General features: G+C 70.7%; 7 protein-coding genes. 3 read left to right on the plus strand and 4 right to left on the minus strand.

Going from position 1 to position 6,527, the window contains the following annotated elements:
- The first annotated feature begins 299 nt into the window (after window positions 1-299).
- Complete coding sequence (locus I8N67_RS35350) at window positions 300-791, plus strand: hypothetical protein (RefSeq protein WP_200308384.1); 492 nt, start codon at window positions 300-302, stop codon at window positions 789-791.
- A 15-nt stretch (window positions 792-806) separates the two neighbouring features.
- Entirely contained in the window at window positions 807-1,382 is a 576-nt protein-coding gene (locus tag I8N67_RS35355) for a hypothetical protein (protein WP_307835462.1), read from the plus strand.
- A gap of 49 nt (window positions 1,383-1,431) precedes the next feature.
- Here I8N67_RS35355 and I8N67_RS35360 read toward each other — a convergent pair whose 3' ends face one another.
- The 3 genes from I8N67_RS35360 to I8N67_RS35370 are packed head-to-tail and all read right to left on the minus strand — an operon-like array spanning window position 1,432 to window position 3,798.
- On the minus strand, window positions 1,432-2,214 hold the full coding sequence (locus I8N67_RS35360; protein WP_200308385.1) for an enoyl-CoA hydratase/isomerase family protein: 783 nt from the start codon (window positions 2,212-2,214) through the stop codon (window positions 1,432-1,434).
- Window positions 2,211-2,627 (minus strand): Zn-ribbon domain-containing OB-fold protein, encoded by a 417-nt coding sequence (locus I8N67_RS35365; RefSeq protein ID WP_200308386.1) that lies wholly within the window; start codon window positions 2,625-2,627, stop codon window positions 2,211-2,213. The genes I8N67_RS35360 and I8N67_RS35365 overlap by 4 nt, the downstream gene beginning before the upstream one ends.
- A 22-nt stretch (window positions 2,628-2,649) precedes the next feature.
- The gene (locus tag I8N67_RS35370; RefSeq protein WP_200308387.1) at window positions 2,650-3,798 is read right to left on the minus strand and encodes a lipid-transfer protein; all 1,149 of its coding nucleotides are present in this window, start codon (window positions 3,796-3,798) and stop codon (window positions 2,650-2,652) included.
- Window positions 3,799-3,965: 167 nt separating this feature from the next.
- Here I8N67_RS35370 and I8N67_RS35375 point away from each other — a divergent pair, with 167 nt between their 5' ends.
- Window positions 3,966-5,594: a FadD3 family acyl-CoA ligase gene (locus I8N67_RS35375; protein WP_200308388.1), complete on the plus strand. Its 1,629-nt coding sequence runs from the start codon at window positions 3,966-3,968 to the stop codon at window positions 5,592-5,594.
- Between the two features lie 394 nt (window positions 5,595-5,988).
- On the opposite strand, the gene afsS is transcribed toward I8N67_RS35375, so the two are convergent.
- Window positions 5,989-6,231: a regulatory protein AfsS gene (gene afsS, locus I8N67_RS35380; RefSeq protein ID WP_200308389.1), complete on the minus strand. Its 243-nt coding sequence runs from the start codon at window positions 6,229-6,231 to the stop codon at window positions 5,989-5,991.
- Between the last annotated feature and the right edge of the window lie 296 nt (window positions 6,232-6,527).

Genomic DNA, 6,527 nt, shown 5'->3' on the forward strand with positions numbered 1-6,527 from the left:
CGGGACGCCGGCGAACCCGACATCACCTCCGTTCGCATGGAGGGCACTCCCAAGGCGCGCGCCTACTGGATCGGCGGACACACCGCTCTCCGCCGGTACCACCCGCACCCGCCGCTGAGCCTGCCGGACGGGCGAGAGGGCTGCGGGCCTGAGAGGTGACCGAGGGCCCGGATGAGTGCCGGGCGGCACGGACTTCTGAGGGCTTCACATGCTGTTAGGGTGTCGTGGACCTGCCACTGGAGCGATCCGGTTTGCAGGTGTGACATCAAAAGGGTGCTACTCAACGGGGGTTGAGCAAAGTGAAGTCTCGTCATGTCCGGGCTGTCGCCGTCTTCGGTCTCGCCGTCTTCGCGCTCACCGGAGCCCGCGGCTCCAGCGGCGGAAGCTGCTCCGGCGGCTCCTCCTCCTCGTCCAGCTCGTCCAGCGGCGGCAGCGACAGCACCTCGGACGGGACCACCACCTCCGGGTCGTCCGGCGGGTCGTCCAGCTCCAGGCGCGCCGCCAACGACCTGAAGATCGAGTCCTGTACGTACGACAACGGTCTCGCCGCCCGGGTCCGCGCCACCAACAGCAGCTCGACCACCACGTACAGCTACCAGTTCGACGTCGAGTTCACGGACGTCGACGGCAAGCACGTCTACACCACTGACGGCGGCAACATCACGGCCGTGCCCGCCGGTTCCTCCGGCGCCCTCAACGTCAAGGTGGACGCGGGCTCGGTGGACGACAGCGCCTTCGCGGCGAGCGGCGGCACCTGCGAGCTGACCGGCGTGGAACGTCACGCGGCCTGACCGGAGAGGATAGGCATGCATATGCGAACACGGGGGCGCGGGCTGAAGTTCGCGTCGATGACGGCGATCGTCGTACTCGCCCTGACCGGGTTCTCGACCGGCCGAGGCCACGGCGGCTCCAGCGGGAGCAGCGACGGCGGCAGCGGAGGCGGCTGCAGCTCCTCGTCCCAGGACCACGACAGTTCGTCGTCCTCGTCCTCGTCCGGGTCCGGGTCCGGAGGCTACCGCGACTACGACGATGACGACGATGACTTCGACGACGACTACAGCTCCGGCTCATCCGGATCATCCGGTTCGTCGGGCTCCTCGAACTCGGAGCGTTTGCGGGACGGCACGGTGAAGCTGATCAGCTGCGCCACGGAGGCCGCCCCGTACGCGACGGTGGAGATCACCAACCCGAACTCCAGGGGCGCCTACTTCACGGTGACCGTGGACTTCCTCGACGCCGCGTCCCGGCGGGTGGAGCAGATGAGCGAGGACGAGTTCGTCGCCGCCGGGGAGAAGGTGGAGGTTCAGGTGGACATGTCCAACGCTGGCGTCGCGGAGAAGGCCGACCACTGCGAGGCCGATCCGATCGCGTCCGCGGACTGACGCTCCGCCACTGCCACTGCCACTGCCACTGCCACTGCCACTGCCACGGTCACCGCAACCGGAACCCACCAGGCTGCCGCCCCGCGAACAGCTCCGCCTGCCGATCCCCCGGCAGGTTGCCCAACGAGACGAGGTGCGGGGCGTACGCGAGGGCGTGCGCCCTGGCCGCCTCCCGGGCGGCCCAGCAGGCCCGCACCGTGCCCTGCACGGCCTCCGTCGGATACCCGGCGATGATCTCGGCGGCCCGCACGGCGGCGGGGACGGCCTCGCCGGGTTCCGTCACCTCCGACACCAGCCCCACCTCGTACGCCCGTCGCGCCGAGACGCGCTCGGCGGTGCCCATCAACGCCATCCGCGCGACCTCCCCGTACGGCATCCGCTGGGCCATGAGGACGGACTCGAAGGCGCTGACCATGCCGTAGGTGGTGTGCGGGTCGAAGAAGGTGGCCGCGGAGTCCGCGACCACGAACTCGGCCTCCCCGAGGAGGTAGAAGGCCCCGCCGCACGCCATCCCGTTCACGGCGGCGATCACAGGTTTCCACAGGTCGTTCGCCTTCGGGCCGATCGTGAGCAGCGGATCGTCGATCGCGTAGGGGGAGTTGGGCTGCGGTACGGCGGCGGCCGCGTCCCGGTCGAGACCCGTACAGAAGGCCCGCTCGCCGGCCCCGGTCACGACGACGGCCCGTACGGAGTCATCGAACCTCAACTGCCGCCATGACAACGCCAGTTGCTCGGCCGTGTCGAGGTCGATCGCGTTGAGTCTCTCGGGGCGGTCCAGGGTGAGGAGGGCGACACCGGTGTCCTTGTCGGTGGTGACGCGCAAGGAGGTCATGGCCGCTCCAGTACCCACTGGGGCAGAGCGGTGGCGGTGAAGACCACCTGCACCCGCGCCCCGATCCGAATCCGCTCCACCGGCACCGAGTCGAGCCCAGCGCCTGCCTCGCTCACCAGGTTGCCGACGAGGCGGATGCGCGGGGCGTCGGCCAGTTCGACGAGGACGACGTTGTACGGGGCCTGCTCGGCGTAGTCGGGGAGGAGGGGCGGGTGGGGGAGGACGTACGACCAGACGCGGCCGCGGCCCGAGACCCGGCGCCACTCGCTCGCGAAGGAGCGGCAGTGCGGGCAGCAGGGGCGGGGCGGGAAGCGGAGTTCACCGCAGTCGGCGCACCCCTGGACGCGCAGTTCGCCTCGGGCGGCGTACTCCCAGAAGGGGGCGCCGTCGTCGTCCACGACAGGGATCAGCATGCCCTCAACTCCCTCAACTCCCTCAACTCCTCAGCAGCAGAGCCGATGTCGGTACTCCCTCGCCCGCCGTCACCAGGCAGGTCGCCGCCCCCGGCACCTGGGCGGTGCTCGTCCCCCGCAACTGCCGGACGCCCTCGGTGATCAGGTTGAACCCGTGCACGTACGCCTCGCTGAGCCCGCCCCCGGAGGTGTTGAGGGGCAGCCGGCCGCCGATTTCGAGGGCGCCGCCCTCCGTGTACGCGCCGCCCTCGCCCCGGCCGCAGAAGCCGTAGCCCTCCAGGGAGAGCGGGACGAGGGCGGTGAAGGCGTCGTAGATCTGGGCGACGTCGACGTCGTCCGGGGTGAAGTCCGCGTGTTTCCAGAGGTGTCGGGCGGCGGTCCAGGCGGGGCCGGTCAGCGGGTCGTCGTTCCAGTAGTTGACCATGCCGTGGTGCTGGGCGGGCAGGCCCTGGGCGGCGGAGTGGACGTAGACGGGCGGCCGGCGGCAGTCCCGCGCGCGTTCGGCGGAGACGAGGACGCACGCCAACGCCCCGTCCGTCTCGAGGCAGTTGTCGTAGAGGCAGAGGGGCTCGCTGATCCAGCGGGAGTTCATGTACATCTCGCGGGTCAGCGGGCGGTCGTACATGATCGCGGCAGGGTTCTGGTTCGCCCTGTTCCGGCAGGCCAGGGCGACATTGAAGAGGTGGTCGCGGGTGGTGCCGTACTCGTGCATGTGGCGGCGGGCGAGCATGGCTATCTCGTCGGCGGGGCGGAGCAGGCCGTACGGGCGGGTCCACTGGGCGGGGGTGGGGAGCTGGACGGTGGTGTTCTTCCACGGGCGGGGCCCGGACCCTCTCTTCCGCGACCGCCAGGCGACGCCGACCGTGGCCTGCCCGGTGGCGATCGCGGTGGCCAGATGCGCGACCGTGGCGCATGAACCACCGCCCCCGAAACCCACCTTGCTGAAGTAGGTGAGGTCCCCGAGGCCGAGCGCCTTGGCCACCTCCACCTCGTCCGTCTCCTCCATGGTGTACGAGGCGAGCGCGTCCACCTCGTCCGGCGAGATCCCGGCGTCGTCCAGCGCGGCGAGGATCGCCCGGCATGCCAACGCCCGCTCGGATTCGGGCAGTTGCTTGGCGAAGGAGGTCTGGCCGATGCCGACGACCGCTGTCGCGTCCTTGAGCACGGCCATGGGAGCACACCTCCGCACCGGGGCTGCTGGCTGCTGACAGTCCGTCAGGGTACAGCTAATCTGACGGGTAGTCAGGTGTTGGTGGTTCTCGGGTACGGAGGCCTGCTGTGCGCGGTGTCGGGGATGGGTGCGGGGACGCGGAAGCGACTGGGTGTGGGCGTGCGGAAGTGCGTGGGGACCTGGAGTGGGGGACCGTGCCGGGGCTTCTCCGCTCGGCGGTCGAGCGGTACGGCGAGGCCGAGGCCGTCGTCGACGGGCGTACGCGCGTGTCGTACGCGGAGCTGGGCGCCCGGGTCGAGCGTGCGGCGGCCGCGTGCCTCGCGAGCGGTGTCCGGACCGGCGACCGTGTCGCCATCTGGGCGCCGAACTCCGTCGACTGGATCGTCTCCGCGCTCGGCGCGGTCTCGGCGGGGGCGGTGCTCGTCCCCCTCAACACCCGCTTCAAGGGCGCCGAGGCGGCGGACGTCCTCGCCCGCAGCCGCGCCAAGCTGCTGTTCGTCACCGGCACGTTCCTGGGGACGTCGTACGTGGCGTCGCTGCGGCGGGCGACGGGGGCGGACGGCGGCCGTCTGCGGGCGGCGCGCGGCGGCGTCGTCCCCCTCCCCGGACTCCCGCACCTGGAACAGGTCGTCGTCCTCTCCGACGACGCCCCCGCCGACTTCCGCACCTGGAAGGACTTCCTGGCGAGCGGCGACGGAGTGGGCCGGGCCGAGGTCCGGGCGCGATCGGCGGCACTGACCGGCGACTCGCCCTCCGACATCATTTTCACCTCCGGCACGACCGGCCGCCCCAAGGGCGCGGTGATCACCCACGCGCAGACCCTGCGGGCGTACGAGGTGTGGAGCGAACTCGCCGGACTCCGGCGGGGCGACCGCTATCTGATCGTGAACCCGTTCTTCCACACCTTCGGCTACAAGGCGGGTGTGATCGCCTGCCTCATGCGGGGCGCGACGATGATCCCGCAACCGGTGTTCAACGTGGAGACGGCGATGGCCAACGTGGCCGCCGAACGCGTCTCCGTCCTCCCCGGCCCGCCCACCCTCCACCAGTCCCTCCTGGACCATCCCGCCCGCGACGACTACGACCTCAGCGCCCTGCGCCTGGTCGTGACGGGCGCGGCGGTGGTGCCGTTGCGCCTGGTCGAGCGCCTGCGCACGGAGCTCCGGGTCAACACCGTCCTCACCGCGTACGGCCTCTCCGAAGCCACTGGCATCGTCACGATGTGCCGCCGAGGAGACGAACCATCGGTGATCTCGTCGACCTCCGGCCGGGCCGTCCCCGGCACGGAGATCCGCGTCGTCGACCCCTCCGGCACCCCCCTGCCGCCCGGCTCCCCCGGCGAGGTCCTCGTCCGCGGCTTCAACATCATGCGCGGCTACTTCGAGGACCCGGCCGAGACCGCCCGCACCATCACCGAGGCCGGCTGGCTGCGCACCGGCGACGTGGGCGTCCTCGACGACGCCGGCAATCTCCGTATCACCGACCGCATCAAGGACATGTTCATCGTCGGCGGCTTCAACGCCTACCCCGCCGAGATCGAGCAGCTGCTGGGCCTCCACCCGGATGTGGCCGACGTGGCCGTCATCGGCATCCCGGATCCCCGCCTGGGCGAAGTGGGCAAGGCCTACGTCGTACGCCGCCCGGACTCCCTGCTGACCGCCGACGACCTCATTGCCTGGTCCCGCCGAGAAATGGCCAACTACAAGGTCCCGAGGAAGGTGGCCTTTGTGGGGGAGCTGCCGCGGAACGCCGGCGGGAAGGTGGTGAAGGGGGAGCTGCGGGGGAGGGCCTGTTGATGTTCAGGGGGTCAAGGGATGCAGGCAGAATGCCGTCACACCGTCCTTGCTGTACTCCGGGTAGGCAAGGAAGTCTCCCGTTCGGCACTCCCCGGCACCGGGGTCGTCGACCTGGAACTGTGCGTCGGAGGCGTCGCAGGGCACCGACTCCGGCCGGTGAGCTACTGGTGAAGTACGTGGGGTGATGGTGCCGCGAGGCCGACTCCTGGGACGGGGTGGCCGAAGATCGACCATATGCTCGACCGGCGAGATCATTTCGCACCCAGGGTCATCTCTGCCAAGGGGTGCTTCCCCGGACACCACGGGCCGGCGCCTGCGGACATGCCTCGGCCGCGGTGGCTCCCCCTCCGCGCCACCGCGGCCGATCCCCGTGGGAATGGAAGTCTGGTTGTGCCTACTTGCCGCCGTCGAGGTCGAGGGCGGGCGGGGCGGGCATCGCGTTGTCCAGCGTGCGGATGTCCTCGGTCTTGACGGGCTCGCTGGGCATGGCGTTGTCGAGAGTGGTGACGCCCGAGTTCTTCGCGGGCGGCGTCGGCATGGCGTTGTCGAGCGTGGTGACCGTCTCGCCCTTGGCCGGCGGCGTGGGCATCGCGTTGTCCTGCGTGGTGGCGTCCGCGGCCGTCTTCTTGTCGCTCATGTCGTGTGTCCCTCTGCTGTGGTGACGAGTCCAGCAAGGCCCGCCCGGAGGCTCCCCCGAGGGCTGCCGGACGGGCTGTCAGGAGCCGCACATAAGTGGGATGCGCTCCCGGCCAGACCGCCTGCCCCCCGACGCGACGGTGTGACAGGTACGAGAGTGCCCGGCCGCGATAAACGAATGCTGAACGTCCGCGACGGCCGACGGCGGGCCCGTCTCCGCCGCCCAATCCGCAGGAGCCCGTCGATGATGGTGTGGCGTGCCACCGGAGCCGCGTCCGATGCCGCGTCCGATGCCGC

This window comes from Streptomyces adelaidensis, assembly GCF_016598475.1.
Taxonomy (GTDB): domain Bacteria; phylum Actinomycetota; class Actinomycetes; order Streptomycetales; family Streptomycetaceae; genus Streptomyces; species Streptomyces adelaidensis.

What these genes read in the sequence shown, in the direction of transcription:
- I8N67_RS35355 (WP_307835462.1), top strand. Translation starts at nt 807, where the DNA reads ATGCATATGCGAACACGGGGGCGCGGGCTGAAGTTCGCGTCGATGACG.
- I8N67_RS35360 (WP_200308385.1), bottom strand. Translation starts at nt 2,214, where the DNA reads ATGACCTCCTTGCGCGTCACCACCGACAAGGACACCGGTGTCGCCCTC.
- I8N67_RS35365 (WP_200308386.1), bottom strand. Translation starts at nt 2,627, where the DNA reads ATGCTGATCCCTGTCGTGGACGACGACGGCGCCCCCTTCTGGGAGTAC.
- I8N67_RS35370 (WP_200308387.1), bottom strand. Translation starts at nt 3,798, where the DNA reads ATGGCCGTGCTCAAGGACGCGACAGCGGTCGTCGGCATCGGCCAGACC.
- afsS (WP_200308389.1), bottom strand. Translation starts at nt 6,231, where the DNA reads ATGAGCGACAAGAAGACGGCCGCGGACGCCACCACGCAGGACAACGCG.